At 65.6% G+C, this 21,557-nt stretch carries 8 protein-coding genes; 6 read left to right on the top strand and 2 right to left on the bottom strand.

Going from position 1 to position 21,557, the window contains the following annotated elements; translation table 11 throughout:
- Positions 1 to 48 precede the first annotated feature (48 nt).
- The 3 genes from ACPDIX_RS13810 (at position 49) to ACPDIX_RS13800 (ending at position 10,332) form a co-directional block, all read left to right on the top strand.
- On the top strand, positions 49 to 7,203 hold the full coding sequence (locus ACPDIX_RS13810) for a M36 family metallopeptidase (protein ID WP_423432385.1): 7,155 nt from the start codon (positions 49 to 51) through the stop codon (positions 7,201 to 7,203).
- Positions 7,204 to 7,417: 214 nt separating this feature from the next.
- Complete coding sequence (coaE, locus tag ACPDIX_RS13805) at positions 7,418 to 8,035, top strand: dephospho-CoA kinase (RefSeq protein WP_423432384.1); 618 nt, start codon at positions 7,418 to 7,420, stop codon at positions 8,033 to 8,035.
- Positions 8,036 to 8,181: 146 nt separating this feature from the next.
- Positions 8,182 to 10,332: a protein-disulfide reductase DsbD family protein gene (locus tag ACPDIX_RS13800; protein WP_423432383.1), complete on the top strand. Its 2,151-nt coding sequence runs from the start codon at positions 8,182 to 8,184 to the stop codon at positions 10,330 to 10,332.
- 115 nt (positions 10,333 to 10,447) lie between these two features.
- On the opposite strand, the gene lpdA is transcribed toward ACPDIX_RS13800, so the two are convergent.
- On the bottom strand, positions 10,448 to 11,866 hold the full coding sequence (gene lpdA, locus ACPDIX_RS13795) for a dihydrolipoyl dehydrogenase (RefSeq protein WP_423432382.1): 1,419 nt from the start codon (positions 11,864 to 11,866) through the stop codon (positions 10,448 to 10,450).
- A gap of 48 nt (positions 11,867 to 11,914) precedes the next feature.
- Complete coding sequence (locus ACPDIX_RS13790; RefSeq protein WP_423432381.1) at positions 11,915 to 13,279, bottom strand: 2-oxo acid dehydrogenase subunit E2; 1,365 nt, start codon at positions 13,277 to 13,279, stop codon at positions 11,915 to 11,917.
- A 984-nt stretch (positions 13,280 to 14,263) separates the two neighbouring features.
- Here ACPDIX_RS13790 and ACPDIX_RS13785 point away from each other — a divergent pair.
- The 3 genes from ACPDIX_RS13785 to glgB are packed head-to-tail and all read left to right on the top strand — an operon-like array spanning position 14,264 to position 21,542.
- A complete protein-coding gene (locus ACPDIX_RS13785) occupies positions 14,264 to 16,261 on the top strand; it encodes an alpha-1,4-glucan--maltose-1-phosphate maltosyltransferase (protein WP_423432380.1) in 1,998 nt (665 codons plus the stop codon).
- A gap of 20 nt (positions 16,262 to 16,281) precedes the next feature.
- Positions 16,282 to 19,659: a maltose alpha-D-glucosyltransferase gene (gene treS / locus ACPDIX_RS13780; RefSeq protein WP_423432379.1), complete on the top strand. Its 3,378-nt coding sequence runs from the start codon at positions 16,282 to 16,284 to the stop codon at positions 19,657 to 19,659.
- A complete protein-coding gene (gene glgB, locus ACPDIX_RS13775) occupies positions 19,656 to 21,542 on the top strand; it encodes a 1,4-alpha-glucan branching protein GlgB (RefSeq protein ID WP_423432378.1) in 1,887 nt (628 codons plus the stop codon). The genes treS and glgB overlap by 4 nt, the downstream gene beginning before the upstream one ends.
- Positions 21,543 to 21,557: the final 15 nt, after the last annotated feature.

Raw genomic sequence — 21,557 nt, 5'->3', positions numbered from 1 at the left:
CGACCGAAGTCGTCAATGGAACGAGATTTAGACCGAGTGAAGCGTCCGATGAACAGGCCAGTGTGGAGACGATGGACCGGGGCGGTCCGGGCCGCCACGGGATTGGTGCTGGCGTGCTGGCTGGGTGGTCTGCCCCAGGCACTCGCCCTCTTGCCGCGAGACCGGGGGACGGCCTTGCCCGACCAGGACTTGCGCGGAACGCCGGGAGTGGCACCCGCCGAGCGTGCCAGACGCGAAGCCGCGCTGGCACGGCTGCAACAGGAACTGCCGGGTACGAAAGTGGACGTCGACCCGGTCGTTGGATCGGCCCGGTTCGTCCGGCGTCTTTCGGGTTTCCTCACACCCGCAGTCGCCGGTACGTGGGCGGGTCCCCGGGCGGCGGCGGTGGCACCGGCCGATCCCGAGGCGATCGTGCGCGCGTTTTTGGATGCCCATCGGGACGTGTTCGGTCACGGCGGAGAAGTGCTGGACCACGCCCGGCGCGTCCGGGACACCGTCAGCCCTCACAGCGGACTCCGCACGGTTGTCTGGCAGCAGGAACTGGCCGGGCGACCGGTCTTTGAAGCCGATTTGATCGCCAACCTCACTGCCCGGGGAGAGCTGGTTACGCTCGCCAGTCGCATGGTCGCCGATCCGGCCGCCGCAGCCGACCTTGGCACCCCGAACTGGGCGGCGCGGCTCGGGCAGACGAGTGTGCGGGAGGCGCAGGCATTGGAAAAGGCGGCCGCAGCCGCAGGCGCGGCAGGCGTGGCCGGGGAAGCCACCGACACCGGCGCGGTCGTGGGTGACGGGTACCGCCGGTACCTCCTGCGGGGTCGGCCCCTGTTGATGCGTGAAGTCTGGCTGCCAGTGGATGGCACACGGTTGCGACCCGCCTGGGAGGTTCATTTCCCCAAGCCCGGCACGCCGGAGGTGTATCAAATGGTCGTGGACGCCGAAACCGGCGAGCTATGGCTGCGTCGGCAAACCACCTTCTTCATCAGCGACGCGTCTTACCGGGTTTATACAAGCGACAGTCCCTCGCCCTTCACCCCCGGGTGGGACACGCCGAACCCCGCGCAGCCACCTTATACAAACCGGATCCTGGTCACGCTGAGCGCGTTGGACGTCACCGCCTCGCCCAACGGGTGGATCAACGACGGCGACAACGAGACGATGGGTAACAACGCCGATTGCTTCCTCGACCGGGACTTCGATTTCCAGCCGGACGGGCCGCGGCCGCAGGGCAATCCCCCGCGCGTGTTCGACTTTCCGCTCGACCTGAACCAGGAACCGATCAACTACACAAACGCCTCCATCGTGCAGATGTTTTACTGGGTCAACTGGTATCATGACCGGCTGTACCAGTTGGGCTTCACGGAAAGCGCGGGAAATTTTCAACGGGACAATTTCGGCCGGGGCGGCCTGGGTAACGACCCCATCATCGGCTACGTCCAGAGCGGCGCGGACGCCGGATTCTTCAACAACGCATTCTTCATCCCTTCACCCGACGGCAGCCCGGGGCAGATTGCCATGTTTCTGTGGGACTTTCCGACGCCCGACCGGGACGGCGATCTGGATGCCGAGGTCATTCATCACGAGGCCACGCACGGCCTGACCACGCGCCTGGTCGGTGGCGGCAACGGCATGACCGCATTGCAGTCCCGCGGCTTGGGAGAGGGTTGGTCGGACTTTTATGCGCTGTCGCTGCTGAGCGAGCCCGGCGACAACGTGGACGGCGTCTACCCGATGGGCGGTTATGTTACGTACCAACTCCTGGGCCTGCGCGAGAACTATTATTTCGGGATCCGCAGGTATCCTTACACCACCGACATGTCCAAAAACCCGCTTACTTTCAAGGACATTGATCCCAACCAGATCAGCCCTTACCCCGGTATCCCGCGCAATCCGATCTGGCCCTACAATCCACAGGAAGCTTCGGAGGAACACAATCAGGGTGAGGTGTGGTGCGCCATCTTGTGGGAGGTCCGGGCGAATCTGATCCGGAAATACGGTTACCCGGGCAACGAGCTGATGCTGCAGTTGGTGACGGACGGTCTCAAACTCTGCCCGCCCAACCCCAACTTCGTGGAGGCGCGTGACGCCATCATCCTGGCGGATCTGGTGGCCACCGGGGGCCGGAATGCCCGGGAGTTGTGGACCGGGTTCGCCAAGCGCGGGCTCGGCTTCAGCGCCAGATCGCCCGACAGCCGGACCACCGTGGGTGTGGTGGAGGCTTATGACACGCCCGGACTCACCGTGGTGGGTGCCATCGTCGCCGGCGGCAACGGAAACGGACTGGTGGACAACAACGAGTGCAACGATCTCTACCTCTTGGTCGCGAACTTCAACAACTTCACCGCCACGCGCGTACGCGCCCGGGTGACCACCACCACGCCGGGCGTGGGCCTGGGCGTGCGGGAGTCGGATTACGTGGATCTTCCGCCGCTGGCCGTGGGTACGAACCTGGTGCCGTTCCAACTCAGCACCGCGCCTTATCTGGTCTGCGGAACACCGGTTGTGCTGCAGGTCTCTCTGGAATCCGAACAGGAACAGGTCACGCAGACCTGGACCCTCAACACCGGCCTGCTGGGCGAGGTGCAACGCTTCGACAGCGAGCAGCGCGTCCCCATCCCGGACAACGACCCGGCCGGCGCCACCTCGACCATCGTCGTGTCCAACATCCCCTCGGCGCTGCGGAAGGTGGCCGTTTCCGTCTACATCACACACACCTGGGTGGGTGATCTCCGGCTGGAACTGATCGCTCCCGACGGCACCAGCGTGTTGTTGAGCGACAGCAATGGCGGCTCCGGCGACAATTACGGCGTGGCCTGCAGCCCGGACCGGCGCCGCACCACCTTCGACGATGACGGACCGCTCTCCATTACCGTGGGCATCCCGCCCTACATCGGGACGTTCCGCCCGCAACAACCGTTGGCCACCCTGGTGGGCAAATCGGGCGATGCGTTGAACGGCCCCTGGCGATTGCGGGTGGTCGACCAGGAGCAGCTCGACACCGGCGCCATCGAGTGCTGGTCGTTGTTCCTCTGGCCGGCCGAGTGTACCGACGGCGGCGGAAGTTGTCCCGGCGCCGACCTCGCCGTCACCATGAGCGCCACCCCGGACCCGGTCTTCCTGGGCAGCAACCTGGTGTACACCATCACCGTCACCAACCGTGGACCTTCGGCAGGCCGCTCCACCGTGGTCCGGCACGAACTGCCATCTGACGTCGTCTACATCAGCTCCCAACCGGGTCGGGGCACCGTCACTCCCGCAGGGAACACGGTGGTTTGGAACGTGGGCGATCTGCCCTTCGCCATGAGCGCCCAACTGAGGGTGACCACCCTGCCGGCCAAGGCCGGGACACTCACCTCTCGCGCGGTGGTGACGTCGCTGGACCCGGACGGAGACCTCAGCAACAACGAGGCAACGGTGGTGACGCGAGCGATGCCCCAGGCATCCGACCTGGTCCTGGAGGCGGCTGCCGACCCCGCATCCGGTTTGCGCGGTCAGCCACTCCAATACCGGTTGCGCGTGCGCAACCTGGGGCCCTCTCCCGCATCCGGTGTGAGAGTCACCAATGAGCTTTCGCCAAGCTACATCTTGCGTGCCATCACACCCTCGCAAGGTTTCTGGAGCGCGACCTCTTCCGGCCTGGTCTGGACTGTTGGCTCGCTGGGTGCGGGTGCACAGGCCGAGCTGCTGCTGGAGGGAACACCCGCGGCCGAGGGCACACTCCTGTGGCGTGCCCACGCGGTCGCGCTGCAGGGCGATCCTTTCCCGACCAACAATGTGACCGAAGTGCGTACCGTGGTGGGCCCGGCGGCGAATCTCGTCCTCCGAGCCGAAGCCCGGCCCAATCCCGCAGTCGTCAATGAACCGTTCCACTACATCCTGACGGTCAGCAACGCCGGGCCGAGCCTGGCGTCAGCCGTGGCACTGAACGCACTTTTCAGCGAGGGCCAGACCGTCGTTTCCAACTTCACTTCCCAGGGTCGTGTGTCCGGCGCCGGCCGCGCTTGGACAGCCGCGCTGGGAACCCTCCTGCCGGGCGAAACTGCAACCGTGACGTTCACGGCCGTGTCGGCCGGTGGCGGCCCCACCCTCCGGGTGGATGTGGCCGCCATCCAGGCTGATCCCGTGGACGCGGACAACCGGGCCACCGTGGCGGTGGTGGTGGCGGAACCCTTCGTCCGGATCGAGGCCGCCGGCGCGACCCTGGTTTCGGAATCGCTCCAACCTGCAAACGGCGCCTTGGACGAAAACGAAACCGTGACCCTCGTGCTTCGACTCCGGAACGCGGGCAACGTGGACAACACCGATCTGGTGGCCACCTTGTTGCCAGGAGACGGCGTGGACAATCCGTCCGGCCCGCAGAGTTATGGGGTGCTGCAGGCGGGCGGGCTCCCGGTCGGCCGGTCGTTCACCTTTACGGCACGTCCCACGGCCGACGGCATCGTCCGCGCCAGGCTCCAGTTGGCGGACAACGGTCAGCCTCTGGGAGACGCCGAGTTTCTCTTCCGCTTGCCGACCGTGTTGACCTTCTCGAACCCGGCGCCGGTTCAGATCCTCGACAATCGCACGGCTCGGCCGTATCCGTCCGTCATCCAGATTGCCGGCGTCGCGGGCACCGTGGGGCGGGTGATGCTCACACTGTCGAACGTTACGCACACATATGCGCCGGACGTCCAGGTGTTGCTGGTGGGACCGCGTGGCCAGAAGAACCTCTTGATGGCCCATGCGGGTGCCCCATACGGCATGGTGGACGCCACGCTGCTGCTGGATGAGGCGGCTGACCAGCCGCTGCCGCAGGATGACGCGTTGGTCAGCGGCCGGTATCGGCCGGCGGCCTATGGCACGGTTGCCAGCTTCGCGGAACCGGCGCCCGCCGCACCGTACGCGGTGGGTCTGTCGTCCTTTGCCGGAGCCGATCCGAACGGCACATGGTCGCTCTACGTGCGGGACGTCACCGCAGGCGATGCCGGACAGATCGCCGGCGGTTGGAGCGTCACGCTCTACATGGTCACGCCCATCAACAAGCTCGCGGATCTGCGCCTGGTTGCGCCCCGATCCGTCCCCGCCCGGGTCGGCGAGACGATCATTCTGAATCTCGTGCTCACGAACCTTGGACCCGACCTGGCGCAGGGCGTGTTGTTGTCCAATGTCTGGCCGGCTGCGCTGACACCGGTCGCGGTGGAAAGTTCCCAGGGATCTGCGTGGGTGGATGGCCAGACCGTGTGGCTCATGCTCGATGAACTGCCGCCGGGCGGGAGCGTTCAAGTGGCCGTCACTGCCGGGGCGAACCTGGCCGGCCTGCACGAAATCGTCACCGGTGTCACGTCAGCCGACGTGGATCTCAACGGCTCGGACAACGCGGCCGTCACCCAGATCGCCGTGGATCTGCCGCAGGCGGATCTCCAACTCGCCCTCGACACCACGAGTCTGAACGCCGTCATCGGCCGGCTGGTGCAGCTGCGGTTGCACCTGAGCAACCTTGGGCCGGAAGTGGCTCTGGAACCCGAGGTGCGCGTCCCGCTGCCGGCAGGCTTGGAGTTCGTGTCCGGCTCCGCCGATGGCGGGTCCGTCGAGCTGGGAGACGGATCGGTGATCGTCCGGTACGGGCGACTGTTGCCCGGCGTCACCACCGAGGTGGTGATCGTCGCCCGGGGTGCACAGGCGGGTGAGGGCGAAATCCGTGCCGAGGCCACCAGTCGGTCGGCCGAAGTGGCTCCCGGCGACAACGTGGCGGTGGCCAGCTTGAGCGTCGTACCCCCGCAACCGAAGGTCGTCATCGCCGGAATGAAGCTGGTGGCCGAGAGCGTGGCTCCCGCCAACGGCGCGCTCGATCCGGGCGAGGAGGTGACGTTGTCACTGGGCCTGCGCAACATCGGCGAGTTGCCCACCCAGAACCTGATGGTCCACCTGGCTGAAAGCGGTGGTGTGGCCGGCCCGGGTCCGGTCCAGAGCTACGGTGCGCTCGAGCCCGGCGGGCCGATCGTGTGGCGGGCCTTCACCTTCACCGTGGACCGCCCCGCCGGCGCGGAGGTCGAAACCACCTGGACCTTGCAGGACGGAGAGACCGAGTTGCCGGGATTGACGCGCTTCCTGCGCGTCACCGAGAAACGGACGGTGGAAAACACCGCTGCGATCACCATTCCCGAGCGTGGACCGGCCACGCCATATCCTTCCGTCATTCATGTGGACGGTCTGCCCGGCGTGGTCACCGGTGTGCGGGTTACCCTCCGCGGGCTGACGCACGGGTATCCGGACGACCTTGATGTGCTGTTGGTCAGCCCGTCGGGCCGCCCCTTGATGCTCATGTCGGACGCCGGCGGTGCGTGGGCGGTGACGAATCTCACACTGGTGTTCGATGGTGCGGCAACCGTGGACCTGCCGGACCGTCAGCCGCTCACCAACGGCGTTTACCGCGCCACCGATTACGAGAATCAGGACAGCCTGCCGCTGCCCGCTCCGCAACGCCCGTACGCAGGCGGTCTTGCCGGTCTGCTCGGTTCGGAACCCAACGGGTCCTGGTCGCTCTATGTGGCGGACGACGTGGCGGGTGAACGGGGGCAGATCGGTGGCGGCTGGGCCCTGGAGCTCGCGACGGCCGAGCCCGTGAGTCCGCTGGCCGCGCTCCGTCTCACCGGCACAGCCTCGGCCGCATCGGTGCCTTCTGGCGGCTTGGTCACCTACACGTGGGAACTGGTGAACGATGGCCCGGCAACGGCCGAGGAGGCCGTGCTCAACGTGAGCCTGCCCGCCGGGGCGGAGGTCCAGCAAACCACCGTGTCCCAGGGCAGCGCGGTCACCAAACCGAGCGGTGTGGAGGTGGCCTTCGGCACGGTGGAACCCGGTTCGGTGGTTCAGGCCCGGTTGACCCTCCGATTGCACGGTACCGGCCCCGTCGCCGTTCAGGCAACCGCGGATGCCGCCACGACGGATCTCGATCCGTTGGACAACGCCAGCAGCTTGGTCACCGAGGTGGTCGGCATCATCCCCGCCCGGCTGGCGGGTGAATACGACCGTGAGGCCGGGCTGTTCCGGGTCACCCTGACCGGTCAGCCGGGACAGACCTACCGGCTGCAGGTCTCGGAAGATCTGCGGACTTGGACGGATCTGCAGAGCCAGACCGTCCCTGCCTCGGGTGAGGTCAAATTCACCGATCCGGACGCAGCCGGGCGCACGCAGCGGTACTACCGCGCGGTGCTGGTGCAACCGTGATCGGAACGGGGCAGGGCTTGGAGCTCGCATCCCCGGTCCGGAGGGAAATGGCTTGCCGGGGAAGACCAATCGGGGGGCACCCGGAAGGTCTGGATGTGCGGCAAACCCGGACCATCCCGAAAACCATGGCCGCCGGCTGAGCTCGACACGCCGGCGGTATCTGGATTCCTGAAGCGTCCCTATAACCGCATGGGCCGGTCTTGAGGTTGTTCTCATGGAACGGATCGGTCTGACAGGCGGGCCGGGCATGGGCAAGACGGCCGTCGCGCGTTTGTTCGAACAACGCGGGGTGCCGGTGGTGGACACCGACGAACTGGCGCGGCAGGTGGTGCAGCCCGGACAGCCCGCCCTGCAGGAGATCGTTGCGGCTTTCGGCTCGGGGGTTCTCGACGACGGGGGACGTCTCCGGCGGGCCGAGCTCGCCCGAATCGTGTTTGCGGATGAACGGGCCCGCCGCACGCTCGAAGCCATCACCCATCCCCGCATTCGCCAGCTCTGGCACACGCAAATGGCGGCCTGGGAAGCGGCTGGGCTGCCGCGCGCCATCGTCGTGATCCCCTTGCTTTATGAAACGGGGGCGGAACGCGAACTGGATCGCGTGGTCTGCGTGGCCTGCAGCCGGGCCACGCAACACCAGCGGCTTCGCCAGCGAGGCTGGTCCGAGGCCGACATCCAGGCGCGCTCCGCCGCTCAGTGGCCTGTGGAAGAAAAAATCGCCCGGGCCGATCATGTCATCTGGACCGAGGGAAGCCTGTGGGCCGCCGAGGCTCAGGTGGACCTGCTGCTGGGTCGTTGGTGCCAAAGGGATGGTGCGTTTGCCGGCGCGGTCTAGCACGCGGCCGGTTCGTGCCCCGGCACGGTGAGTCGTGCGAGGTCGGAGACGGCCGGAACGACCCATCGGGCGGATCAAACTGCGCGGACAAATCGCAGACGTATTGCGTGCACGAGCCGGCATTCCGGCTACTTTGAGTGCGTGTCATGAAAGGGATTCGATTCTGGTGCGTTTGGATCCTGGGCGTTCTCGCCCTGACATCCGGCCGGGCGTCAGCCGCCCACACCCAGGCACGGCTGGTCCTGTCGGCGGCGGAGGTGCGCCCGGGCGACACCCTTTGGGCGGGCATCCATCTCCGCATGGATCCGGAGTGGCACACTTACTGGCGAAACCCGGGTGCCTCCGGCATCGCCACCGAGGTGGAATGGCAGCTTCCCGATTTCATCCGTGCCGGGCCGATTCACTGGCCGCCGCCCGAGAAATATGCGGAGGGCGACCTGGTCACCTACGTGTACCACCGGGAGGTGATGCTACTGATTCCCCTTTCTGTGGCCACCAACGCCCCTCGTGGTGCGGTGGAACTGCGTGCCAGGGTTACTTGGTTGGAATGCAAGGAGTCCTGCCTGCCCGGCACCGCCGAGGTGGGCGCCGCGTTCACCGTGGGGGAGGGCTCGCGCCCTTCTGCCGATGCCGGCCTCATCGAGCGCTGGCAGGCCCGCCTTCCACAGGACGGCATTGCACTGGAGTTCCGCGGCCGATGGGATGCCCCCGCCGGCACGGGTCGAACCCGGCCGGTGGTTTTGGAATGGAAAGATCCGACTGCTGCAGACTCCGGCATGGCAACAGGGTCGTGGGATTTCTTCCCGTATGCCTCCCCGGAGTATGAGGTGCAGGCGCCGACGTCCGTCCTGCCCTCACCGGACGGCCGGGTCCGCGTGCGCAAGGCGGTGGAGACGTTCACGGGGAAGTGGCCGGCGGAATTGTCCGGCCTGGTGATCCGGCAAACGGGCGACACTGTTCAAGCATGGGAGGTTCACGGGCCGGTTCAGGAATCAGAAACAGTGGGCTTCGAGAACGTCGCTGGAGTGCCCGCTTCGAGCACGCCCCTCTCCCTCGGCAGGGTGCTGGTCTATGCCTTCGTGGGTGGGTTGATCCTCAATGTGATGCCCTGCGTGCTGCCGGTGATCGCTTTGAAAATCCTCGGGTTCGTGAACCAGGCGCGTGAAGACCGCCGCCGGGTGCGCCGCCTCGGGTTCGTGTACACGCTGGGGGTCCTGGCTTCATTTGCCGTCCTGGCGATGTTGGTCATCGGCCTGCAAACGGCCGGGCGACAGGCGGGGTGGGGGATCCAGTTCGGCAATCCGTACTTCCTCGTGGCCATGACGGTGTTGGTCACCCTGATTGCTTTGAACCTTTTCGGCGTGTTCGAGGTGACTCTGGGCGGGCGTGCATGGGAGGCGGCCGCACGCCTGACCCGGCGCGAGGGTGCAGCCGGAGCGTTTTTCAGCGGACTGCTCACGACCGTGCTGGCGACCTCCTGCACGGCGCCTTTTCTGGGGGCGGCCGTTGGGTTTGCCTTTGTTCAACCCCCGCCCGTCGTGCTCTTGGTGATGCTCACCGTGGGAGCAGGCCTGGCGTTTCCGTACCTGGTCCTTAGTTGGCAGCCGGGTTGGTTGAAATGGCTGCCCCGGCCGGGACCATGGATGGAACATTTCAAGATCCTGATGGGCTTTCCCATGCTGGCAGCGGCCGTGTGGTTGCTGACCCTCGTGGAGGCGCATTACGGGGATCGCGTCTGGGCGCTGGGCTATTTTCTGGTGGTGCTGGCTGTGGCGGCTTGGTTGTACGGAACGTTCTGGCAGCGCGCCGTCCGCCAAAGCAAGGTCTCGCTGCTGGCCGCGTTGATTCTGCTCGCGGGCGGCTACTGGTACCTGCTGGAAGGGGCGATGCAATGGCGCTCGCCAGCGGCGGCATCTGATGGCCCGATCACGGTTGAGGAGGGCGGGATTCCGTGGCAGGCCTGGAGTCCCCGGGCCGTGGAGGAGGTACGCCGCCAGGGCCATCCGGTGCTCGTGGACTTCACGGCACGCTGGTGTCTCACCTGTCAGGTCAACAAGAGGTTTGCCCTCGAGGTCCCGGCGGTGCGCGAGAAACTGCGGGAGATCGGGGCAGTGGCCTTTCTGGCCGATTACACGCATTTTTCGCCGGAAATCGGTGCCGAACTGAAACGGTTCGGCCGGGCCGGCGTCCCGTTGGTGGTCGTCTATCCGGCGGATCCCTCAAAGGAACCCTTGGTGCTGCCCGAGGCCCTCACGCCCGGCATCGTGCTGGAAGCCCTGGATCAGGCCGCCCGCTGAACGCAGGATAAACAGGGGCCGGAGTTGTCGGGCGGGAACCCACGAGCGAAGGAGTGCCCGCTCCGGCCGACGGACTGCCGGGAGCGGTGTGGTTGACGACCCCGGGCGCAGGGTGTCAGAGCGCGCGCTTGCGGCTCAGCGTGTGGGTGGCGTAGCCGTAATAGGCCTCGGCCGCCTCCATGAGGGTCTCCGAAAGCGTCGGATGGGGATGCACCGTGAGGGCGATGTCCTCGGCGGTGGCACCCATTTCAAGCGCCAGAGTGGCCTCGGCAATGAGCTCGCCGGCGCCGTGCCCCACGATCCCCACGCCCAACACGCGGTCGCTCTCCGGATCCACGATCAACTTGGTCATGCCGTCGGTGCGATCGAAAGAAAGGGCCCGACCCGAGGCGGACCACGGGAAACGGGACACCTCGTGCGGGATGCCGCGTTCCTTGGCCTCGGCTTCCGTCAGGCCGCACCAGGCCAGTTCGGGGTCGGTGAACACGACGGCCGGAATGACGATGTTCTCGAAGCGGCTCTCCTCCCCGTTGATCACTTCGACGGCGATGCGCGCCTCCTTGTGCGCCTTGTGCGCCAAAAGGGCACCTCCCACCACGTCCCCGATGGCGTAAATGCGGGGATCGTCCGTCTGCATGTACTCGTTGACCTTGATGAACCCCTTGTCGGTGAACTGGACCTTGGTGTTTTCCAGTCCCAGATCCTGCGTGTTGGGCACCCGGCCCACGGCCACCAGCACGCGGTCGTAGAGCTCCTCCACCTTCTGCCCGTTGTACTCGATGACGGCGCGAATCTGTTTGCCCGCCGTGGCCATGCTGACGACCTTTGCCTGCAGTCGAATCTCCTTGAACGCCTTTTGAGCGCGCTGGACCACCGGACGCGAAAGATCAGGATCCGCCCCGGCCAGGACCTTGTCCAATGCCTCCACCAACACCACCTCGCTGCCCAGGGCGGCGTAAACGGTGCCCAGCTCCATCCCGATGTACCCGCCGCCCACCACCAGCAGCCGGCGCGGGATCTCCTCCACTTCGAGCGCCTCCGTGGAGGTCATGATCCGGGGATTCCCCAGGTCGAACACCTTGGGCATGGCCGGTAGCGAACCCGTCGCAACGATGGCTTTTTGATAACGGATGAATTTCTGACCCTCCTCGGTCTCCACGCGCAGGGTTTGAGAATCCTCGAAATAGCCGCGCCCGCGCAGGACCTGCACGTTCCGTTTCTGCGCCAGAAAAGCCACGCCTCCTGCCAGCTTCTCCAAAATGGACTCCTTCCATGCCCGCAATTTGTTCAGGTCCACAAAGGGCGGCCCGAAGGCAATGCCGCGATGGGCGGATTCCCGCGTCTCGGTGATCAGATGCGTGGCATGCAGCAACGCCTTGGAAGGAATGCACCCCACGTTGAGGCACACCCCGCCCAGGCGCTTGTCTTTTTCCACCAGGATGACCTTCTTCCCCAGGTCGGCGGCATAGAACGCCGCCGCATAACCGCCGGGGCCCGCACCCACCACCACAAGTTCGGTCTCGATCGGCTGCATAAAACTGGTCCCTCGCCGGGGTTTCAAAGGGCCGCGCCTTTCGCGGCGTCACAACCGGACGGCGTCCTCGGGGAAATCCTCGAGGGCCCGCACCAGATCCACGATGAACCGCGCCGCGGATCCGCCGTCTATGACCCGGTGGTCGTAACTGACGGCCAGCGGCACCATCAACCGGGGCGTGACCTGGCCGTCCCGCACCACCGGCTTGACCGTGCCCCGACCCACCCCGAGGATCGCCACCTCCGGGCGGTTCACAATCGGCGTGAAATGGCCCCCCCCGATGGCCCCCTGATTGGAGATCGTGAAACTGCCGCCCTGCATCTCTTCCCGCGCCAGTTTGCGCTCCCGCGCGCGTTGTGCCAGAGACTCGATTTCCCGGGCCAGCTCCAGCAGCGATTTCTTGTCCGCATCCCGCAGCACGGGCACCAGCAGGCCATGTTCGGTGTCCACCGCCAGCCCGATGTGGTAATACTCCTTGACCACCAGTTCGCGGGCCACCTCGTCCAGACTGCTGTTGAACACCGGATGTTTGCGCAGGGTTTCCACCACGGCCCGCACGATGAAGGGTGTCACGGTGAGTTTGACCCCCTTCTGTTCGTAGGCACCTGCGTGCGCCTTGCGCAGCTCGTTGATCCGGGTGAAATCCGCCTCGTCAAACTGGGTGACGTGCGGAATGGCGTTCCAACTCTGCCACATCCGCCGCGCAATGACTTCGCGCAGCGTGGTGAGCGGCTCGCGCCGGACCGGCCCCCACTTGGAGAAGTCCACCGGTTCGGCAGGAGGAGGCCCTGGAGGAGCCGCGGCAGGAGCGGCCGCCGGCGCGGGCTGCCGCGACACGACCTGCTTGTACTTCACCGCGATGCGCTGCAACCGCTGGATGTAGTTGCGCAGGTCCTGCCGGGTGATCCGCCCGCCCGGATCCGTTCCGCGAACCTTGCTCAGGTCAATCCCCAGTTCCCGCGCCAGACGACGAACCGAGGGCGGTGCCACCGGCGCTGCCACGGGCCGTGGAGCTTCTTCTTCCTCCTCTTCCTCTACCTCCACTGCGTGCTCGAACCCGGCGGCGGCGCCTTCTTCAGCCGGTTCCTCCACTTCTTCCGGAGGCGGCGCGGCGGGTTTCGCCGCGCGCCGGCGGCTTTCCGCAGGCTTGGACGCTCCGGCCTCCGCCGGGGCGGCACCGGCACCGGTTTGAAGCTTCAGGATCCGTTGGCCGACCGAAACCTTCTCGCCCGGCTTGACGCACACCTCGACCACCGTTCCAGCGTGCTCGGCCGGAATGGTGGCGATTGCCTTTTCGTTCTCCAACTCCAGCAGTGGCTGGCCGGGACTGACCGTGTCGCCCGGTTTGACCAGTACACTCACCACCACGCCACTGTCGGCACCTTCTCCCAGAGGTGGAAGTTTGATGTCCATGATTCGCAAACGTCCGGGAATGTTAATCCGGAGGGCCCTGTTGGCAAGCCTCAGCACCCGGCGTTGGCCGCACAACGGCGCCGTTTCGCCGGGCCGCGGCGGAGTCCGGATCCGTCCGCAGCGCGGCGAGCACGGCAGTCTGGAGGGAGTTCCATCGGCACGAACAGCGTCGCGGCAGGGCCGCATGGCACAAGCCTGGGCCGCCACGCCCGGGGCCCCCCCTTCCATGCGCCGTACCCCGGCAGCTTGTGCCCGTGCCCGTCCTCACCCGGAATGCGCAGGCTCCCGAACAGGTCCTTCGGTCTCCTTCCCTGTGCCGGACCGCCGGGTCCCATCAGGGTCCTCTCACGGCTGGCGAACAGGGAGTCCGGAGCACCCCGGCACTTGCTGGCGCCGGAGTCCGTGAGAAAAAAGCTGCCGGGCGGCGGACCGGCTTGTTGATTGGACAAGTCGAGGACCCTGCTCCATAATCATGTGCGATGTTGAAGACCGGATGCAGACTTCGCTCCTGCGGACTCATTCAGGCGGTTTTCTCGGGTGAGCAACATGCGTATGGCGGCTTTTTGCGCGGCCGGAGGCCGCGTGTCCGGGCCACACCTTGTCCCGCCTCGCCGAAACGGGCGGAGCCAGATCGTATACTTTGGGGATCGAGGCGGGGTGCAGGGCCTGCTGCAGGGCCTTGGTGCAACACGGCTCGTCGCGCGACTTCGCCGGCGGCCTGGATCCCTTCTGGGTATGCGTGCCCGGTTTCCTGATCTGTGAACGGGTCGGACGACCCCGTCGGGCTGTGGCCTGACAAATTGGGTTCCCTGGGTCCCACCACGGCCCGGCCCATCGCACGTACCATGAATGAAGAAGAACCGCACCCAGACATCGCTGAAAAGAACGGCCGGACCGGCCATACGCATCGCGCGAACCCGCAAGTCCGCCGCGATCGCGCAGCCGGCCGCGGAATCGCGACCCCCTGAGACGGACCACCCGGGCATGCCCGAAGACCGCGTCGGCCGCGCTCGCGTGATCATCGAGGGTATCGCCCCCGAGATTGATGCTGGACGTTATCCCATCAAACGTGTCGTCGGAGAAAAGGTCGTCGTGGAGGCGGACATTTTCGCCGACGGCCACGACGTCCTGTCCGCCCGGCTGCTGTACCGCCAAGCCGGCGAATGCGAATGGCACGAGACCCCCATGATTCCGCTGGTAAACGACCGGTGGCGGGCGGAATTCGAAGTCACGCAGATCGGCAGGGCTTGGTACTGTCTGGAAGCCTGGGTGGATCATTTCAAAACCTGGCGCCGGGATACTGAAAAAAAGAAAAACGCGGGCCAGGACATTTCCGCGGAATTGTTGATCGGAGCGCGGCTCTTGGAAGAAGCGGCGGAACGGGCTCCGGCCGAAGCGGCCCAGCTTCGTGCCTGGGCGGCGCGGCTGTCCGAAAAAGACCCCGCCACCTTGGAAGAACGGGTCCGACTGGCCCTCGGCGACGAAGTGGCCGCGGTCATGGAACGGTGCCCGGACCGGCGCTTCGCCACGCGCTACGAACGGGAGCTCTGTGTGGTCGTGGACCCCGTGCTGGCCCGTACGGGTGCGTGGTACGAGATGTTTCCCCGTTCCTGTCCGGGCAAAAAGGGTCGCCACGGCACGTTCCGTGATGTGGAGGCGCAGTTGCCGCGCATCGCCGCCATGGGATTCGATGTCCTCTATTTCCCGCCCATCCACCCCATTGGACACACCTATCGCAAGGGCCGGAACAACAACCCGGTCTGCCAGCCGGGTGATCCCGGAAGCCCCTGGGCCATCGGATCGGAAGAGGGCGGTCACACCGCCATTCATCCCGAGCTCGGGACCTTGGAGGATTTCCGGCGGCTCATCACGCGAGCCCGGGAGTACGGGATCGAAATCGCGATGGACCTGGCCTGGCAATGTTCGCCGGATCACCCGTGGGTGCGCGAGCACCCGGAATGGTTCCGCAAACGCCCCGACGGCTCCATCCAATACGCCGAAAACCCGCCGAAGAAGTATCAGGATATCTACCCCCTGGACTTCGAGACCCCCGCCTGGCGTTCCCTGTGGTGGGAACTCAGAAACGTCGTGCAGTACTGGATTGACCAGGGCGTGCGGGTCTTCCGCGTGGACAATCCCCACACCAAGTCGCTCCGGTTCTGGGAATGGTTGATCCGCGAGATCAAGGACCGTCATCCGGAGATCATCTTTCTGTCGGAAGCCTTCACCCGGCCGAAGCTCATGTACGCCCTGGCCAAACTCGGCTTTTCCCAGTCGTACAACTACTTTCCGTGGCGGAACACCAGGTGGGAACTGACCGAGTATTTCCGGGAACTGACCCGCACCCAGGTGCGCGAGTTTTTCCGGCCCAATCTCTGGCCCAACACACCGGACATCCTGACCCAGTACCTCCAGTTCGGAGGCCGGCCGGCTTTCATCATCCGCCTGATCCTGGCGGCCACCCTGGGCGCCAGCTACGGAATCTACGGCCCGGCGTTCGAACTGTGCGTGAACCAGGCCCGCGAACCGGGCAGCGAGGAATATCTCGACTCCGAAAAGTACGAAATCAAGGATTGGAACCTCGACCAGCCGGGCAACCTCACCGACCTGATCGCCCACGTGAACCGCATCCGCCGTGAAAACCCGGCCCTTCACAGCAACGATTCCCTCGAGTTTCACACGGTGGACAACGACCAGATCATCGCCTACAGCAAGGCCACGCCCAACCTTGAGAACATCATCCTCACCGTCGTGAACCTGGATCCCCACCACGTCCAGAGCGGATGGGTCACGCTGAACCTGGAGAGCCTCGGCCTCCAGCCCGACCGGGTCTTCCAGGTGCACGACCTGCTCACCGGCGACCGGTACCTCTGGCAGGGTTCGCGGAACTATGTGGAATTGCGCCCGCATCTCATGCCCGCCCACGTCTTCCGCGTGCGCCGGCACGTCCGAGCCGAACGCGATTTCGACTACTTCATGTGAAAAGCAACCCGAAAAACGCCTTGGCCAGGCGAACCGTATCCTCCGAATCGCTCCCGTCCGAGCCTTACTGGTACAAGAGCGGTGTCATTTACGAGGTCCATGTCCGCGCCTTTTACGACAGCAACGGCGACGGCATCGGGGATTTCCAGGGGCTGACGCAGAAACTCGACTATCTCAAGGACCTCGGCGTCACAGCCGTCTGGCTCCTGCCGTTCTATCCCTCGCCACTGAAGGATGACGGATACGACATCGCCGATTATTACGGGGTGCATCCCATCTACGGCGCCCTCGCCGATTTCAAACATTTCCTGCGCGAGGCTCACCGGCGCGGCCTCCGGGTCATCACCGAATTGGTTCTCAACCACACCTCCGACCAGCACCCGTGGTTCCAGCGCGCCCGGCGTTCCCCGCCGGGATCGCGCTGGCGCAACTTTTACGTCTGGAGCGACACCGCGGACCGTTACAAGGAGGCCCGCATCATCTTCAAGGACGTGGAACATTCCAACTGGGCATGGGACCCGGTCGCACGCGCCTACTACTGGCACCGGTTCTTCTCGCACCAGCCCGACCTCAATTACGACAACCCGGAGGTCCACCGCGAAATCATCAAGGTCGTGGATTTCTGGCTCGACCTCGGCGTGGACGGGCTCCGTCTCGACGCCGTGCCGTACCTCTACGAACGCGAGGGCACCAGTTGTGAGAACCTGCCGGAGACCCACGCCTTTCTCAAGAAGCTGCGCGCCCACGTGGACGAAAAATATCAGGGCCGCATGCTCCTGGCCGAGGCCAACCAGTGGCCCGAGGACGCCGCGGCCTACTTCGGTGAAGGCCGGGGCGACGAATGCCACATGGCCTTTCATTTCCCGCTCATGCCGCGGCTCTTCATGGCCTTGCGCATGGAGGATCGAACCCCCATCGTGGACATCCTCGAACAAACGCCCCCCATCCCGGAAACCGCCCAGTGGGCCCTCTTCCTGCGCAACCATGACGAGTTGACCCTCGAAATGGTCACCGACGAGGAGCGCGATTACATGTACCGGGCCTATGCCCATGTTAATCAGGCCCGGCTCAACCTCGGCATCCGCAGACGCCTCGCCCCGCTCCTGGGCAACGACCGCAAACGAATCGAGTTGCTGAACGCGCTGCTGCTCTCCCTGCCCGGCACGCCCGTCCTCTACTACGGCGACGAAATCGGCATGGGCGACAACATCTTCCTGGGCGACCGCAACGGGGTCCGCACCCCCATGCAGTGGAGCTCGGACAAAAACGCCGGCTTCTCCCGCGCCAACCCGCAGAGCTTGTATCTCCCCGTCATTTACGACCCGGAATACCACTACGAGGTCGTCAACGTGGAGGCCCAACTGCGCAATCCCCACTCCCTGCTGTGGTGGATGCGCCGGTTGCTGGCCCTTCGGAAACGCTGGCGCGCGCTGGGCGAGGGGAAATGCGAGTTCCTCCACCCGGAAAACCGCAAGATCCTCAGTTACCTCCTGCGATACGAGAATGAGACCCTCCTGGTGGTGGCGAACCTGTCGCGGTTTGTCCAGGCGGTCGAACTCGACCTCGCGGCCTTCCGGGGATACGTGCCCGTCGAACTGTTCGGCCGCACGGAATTCCCCGTCATCCGGGATAAGCCCTACTTCCTGACCCTGAGCCCCCACGCCTTTTTCTGGTTCTCGCTCGAACCCAAGAGCGCGGTCCTCACCTGGCTGGCGGGACCCGAGGCCCCCGCCGCCGGGGCGGTCCGGCCCGCACTCGCCGTCCCGGACCGCTGGACCCGGGTCGTCGAGGACACGTACCGCGCACGCTTCGAGGCCGCCCTCCAACAGTGGTTGCCCCACCGGCGGTGGTTCGGTGGCAAGGCCCGGCCCGTCACCGGCCTGCACCTCCGGGAATGGGTGGAAATGCCGCTGGAACACGGATCCGCACTGCTCTGCTTCGTTCAGGTGGACTATGCCCAGGGAGAGTCCGACCTCTACGTGGTCCCTCTGACCTTCGCGCAAAACGAGGTTGCTCAAAAACTGCTCCGGGACAACCCCGCCGCCGTGTTGTGCGACCTCCAGCTCACCCGCACCTCCGACCAGGGCGTCATCCACGATGCCCTCGTGGATCGCGCCTTCTGCCGGAAACTGGCCGAGTGGATCGGCTCGCGCAGCCGCATCCGGGCCGCCGGGGGCGAACTGATCGCCACGCGCACGCCCCTGTTCCGCCGTCTCCTGGAGGGTGCCGCCGTGCCCGAGCCCCAACCCGCCCGCGCTGAGCAGAGCAATTCATCCGTACTCTATGGTGACAAGTTCATCCTGAAACTCTTCCGCCGCGGCGACGTGGGCGTGAACCCGGACCTGGAGATCACACACTTCCTCACCGCCCGCGAATTCCCGTACGCCCAGCAACTCGCCGGGGCACTGGAGTTCGTCCGACAGGACAATCAACGCATCACCCTGGCCACGTTGAACCGGTTCATCCCCGGTGCACGCGACGCCTGGTCCCACACCCTGGACGCACTGGGGCGGTACTTCGATCGCGTCGCCACTTTCCTGCATGAGGGCCGTGTACCACCGGCCGAGCCCGTACCGCCGCCGCGCTGGATACGCCTGGCTGTATCGGAAGAGGTCGGTCAGACCGTCGGCACCTACCTCGAGCTGGCCCGGCTCCTGGGTGAACGCACCGCCGCTCTTCACCTGGTCCTGGCCTCCGAAACCGAAGACCCCGCGTTCGCGCCGGAATCGTTCACACCGCACTATCTCCGCGGGCTGTTTCAAGCGTTGCGAAACCTGGCCCGGCAAAACCTGGGGCTGCTCCGGCACCGGCTGGCCTCCCTGCCCGCCGCAGTCCAACCGCTGGCCGAGCAGGTCCTGGCACGCGAACCCGCCATCATCGGACTGTACCGGCGCTTGTACGAGAAAGGCGTTCAGGCGCGCCGGATCCGGTGTCACGGCGACTATCACCTCGGTCAGGTGCTCTACACCGGCAAGGACTTCGTCATCATTGACTTCGAGGGCGAACCGGCCCTGGCCCTGAGCGAGCGGCGCATCAAACGGTCGCCCTTGCGGGATGTCGCAGGCATGCTGCGTTCCTTCGACTACGCCGCATGGGCCGGGCTGGAAGAGCACATCCAGCGAGGTGGCCTCCAGCCGGAGCAGCGGCCCCGCTACCAACCCTGGGTGAAGTTCTGGGTGCAAACCGTCAGCGCGGTCTACCTGCAGGCGTACCTCGACCAGATCCAGCCCGCTCAACTGCTGCCCCCGTCCGAAGAAGACCTGGCCCTCATGCTGGAAGCCTACCTGCTCAACAAAGCCGTGTACGAACTGGCCTACGAACTGAACAACCGACCGGATTGGATCCGGATCCCCCTGCAGGGAATCCTGCAGCTGCTTCCGGAAGAAGCCCGGCCATGAGTGAATCGACTCTCGTACAACTCGCTTCCTGGCTGGAACCCGCCGAGTGGGAAGCATTTCGCTCCGGCACCTGGTGCCGTGCCTGGCAAAAACTGGGCGCCCGCCCAACCGTTTACCAGGGCACGCCCGGAACCCATTTTGCCGTTTGGGCGCCTCGGGCGGCACGGGTATCCGTAACCGGCGACTTCAACCGTTGGACCCCGCACTCTCACCCGCTCCAGCCCTGGGGCGGAACCGGTTTTTGGACCGGGTTCGTCCCCGGCGTGGGACCTGGCGCAAAGTACCGCTTCCATGTTGTGCCCCGCGTGAGCGTCCGGGGCGTGGACAAGCTGGATCCGTTTGCCTTTCGCCAGGAACTTGGCGGCGAGCCGGTCTCGGTCGTCGGTGTGCCCCACTTTTCGTGGAAGGACGCCCACTGGATGCGCACCCGCGCAGAGGCCCAGTCCCCTGCCAGGCCGGTTTCCATCTACGAGGTCCATCTGGGCTCATGGATGCGTGTGCCCGAGGAGGGAAATCGGCGCCCGACGTATCGCGAGCTCGCACCGCGCCTGGCCGACTATGTGCACCATCACGGCTTTACTCATGTCGAGTTGCTGCCGATCACCGAGCATACCGAAGACGCTTCCCTGGGATACCAACCGCTGAGCTTCTTCGCCCCGACCGCGCGACACGGCTCTCCCGAGGAACTGATGGAACTGGTGGACACCCTGCATCGGGCCGGTGTCGGCGTCGTGTTCGACTGGGTGGCGTGGCGATTCGATGCCGCCCCCTTCGGACACGGCAGGTTCGATGTCGCACCTCTTTACGAGACGGTACCGGCCGATCCCTTGGGCGGACAGGGTTCCGTGCGCTTCGATTTCAGCCGCCCGGAGGTGCGGAGCTTTCTCCTCAGCAGCGCGGTTTTCTGGCTGGAGCATTATCACGGAGACGCACTGCGTCTGGGCCGGTTGAGCCGGTTGTTGGAGCCCGCCGGGGAGCACGGCGGCCCGACCCCGGGGAGCGAAGACCCCGCAGCCATCACCTTCCTCCGGCAGCTCAACCAGATCGTCTCCCGCGAGTGCCCCGGCGCGCTGACCATGGCAGCCGAGACCGGCGGCCGGCTGCAGGTCGCCCGACCGGTTCATTTGGGCGGCCTGGGGTTCGGACGGGAATGGGACGCCGGCTTTGCAGCCGATCTTTTGGACTATCTGAGCCGCGACCCGCTCCACCGCAAGTTCTGCCATGAACTGCTCACCCGCCGCCTGGAAGCACCCTTCCGGCCGAACCTCCTGCTGCCTCTCTCCCATGCGGACGCCTCTCCCGGAGGGCCCTCGTTACTGGCGCGCATGCACGGCGATCCGGGATCCAAATTCGCCCACTTGCGCCTGCTCCTTGCCTGTCTGTTTTTCCAGCCGGGCAAGAAACTCCTGTTCATGGGCGGCGAATTCGGCCAGTGGCAATCCTGGCGGCCGGATACCAGCCTGGATTGGCACCTGATCGCCGACGGCAATCCGCACAACGGACTGCAGAAACTCGTCGGCACGTTGAACGGGCTGTACCGCAACCATCCGGCCCTTCATGCAACCGACGACCATCCGGAGGGTTTCCAATGGGTGGACCCTCACGACCGGGACGAGAGCACTCTCTCCTGGTTGCGTAAGGATCCTCAAACCGGCGAAGTTTTGCTGGTGACCTGCAACTTCACGCCCGTGCTCCGGCAGGGAAGAAGACTGGGCGTCCCGCGCCCGGGCACGTGGCGCGAGATCTTCAACAGCGACGCTCCCGAGTACGGAGGGCAGGGCAGGGGTAACTTCGGCGGAGTGGACGCCTTTCCCATCCCCTGGCACGGACAGCCGCACAGCGTGGTCGTCACTCTGCCGCCGCTGGCCGCCGTGGTCTTTTAATCTGTTTGAGGAAGT

This window comes from Limisphaera sp. 4302-co, from assembly GCF_049537155.1.
GTDB lineage: Bacteria > Verrucomicrobiota > Verrucomicrobiia > Limisphaerales > Limisphaeraceae > Limisphaera.
This window is presented reverse-complemented; position numbering and strand designations above follow the sequence as displayed.